Consider the following 890-nt stretch of genomic DNA (forward strand, 5'->3'; position numbering starts at 1 on the left):
ACCTACACGGTCATCTGAAAAATCCGTTCCTGTTACATCGGTGGTTCCGTCATAGATCCTGGAAGCGGCTGTAAAACCACTCAAATTAAGGGTACGTTCGTCAATGGTCAGTGTTCCCGATTCAAAATGTATATCATAATTACTACTGGTCAATCCTTGAGGGGTGATCGTATAGCTCCCCGCATCGGTAGCATTTACGGCATCACCGCTAAAATCAGGACTTCCGTCCAGATCACTTTCATTATCATCCGAAACAAACCCAATATAGGTTACGGTAAAACCGGTATAGGGATCTCCGTCATAGGTCTTGCTTTTATCATCCGCTTCTACGGTTAAGGGAGCAGGATTTATCGCAAAGTCATTGCTCACAAAGGTAAAATCATAGTTATCCGTTACATCCTCTGAGTCTCCGTCCTCTATTCTCAGACTCCCCTCTCCTATGGCATAGGTGCCGACATCTTCTCCAGAAGAACGATCCAAAAGACCGGCAAAACTATGGCCATCGGCAAGACCGCCGGAAGTAACATCATAGGTAAATTCCGGATCAGAGGCACCATACACCTTGCTTTGGCCTGGATCTGCCGTTACTTCTATAGACCGTAAACCGACAGTCAGTGTTCCCTCTAACTCACTTATATCATAATTGGACGTTACATCTTGTCCGCCATCCATAATCTCAACTGAGCCTATGGCGATATCATAGGAGCCTGTCTCAGCATCTTCTGCAGCGCCATCACTGGAAAGGACTAAACTCAAGGCATGACCTAAAACCAAATCACCAGAGCTTATGCTGTATTCATCATTATCAAACTCATAGAGGTCTCCATAGACCTTGCTGTCATCATCGGCGGTGATCTCAAGGGGGCGAGTGGTTACGGTGAGATTGCCCG

The 890-nt window shown here is 46.3% G+C and carries 1 protein-coding gene; it reads right to left on the reverse strand.

The window, feature by feature from the left end:
* A partial coding sequence (locus tag CALK_RS13095; protein ID WP_034638405.1) for an MBG domain-containing protein occupies nt 1-890 on the reverse strand: 890 nt, incomplete at both ends.

It is taken from the genome of Chitinivibrio alkaliphilus ACht1 (assembly GCF_000474745.1).
Classification (GTDB): Bacteria; Fibrobacterota; Chitinivibrionia; order Chitinivibrionales; family Chitinivibrionaceae; genus Chitinivibrio; species Chitinivibrio alkaliphilus.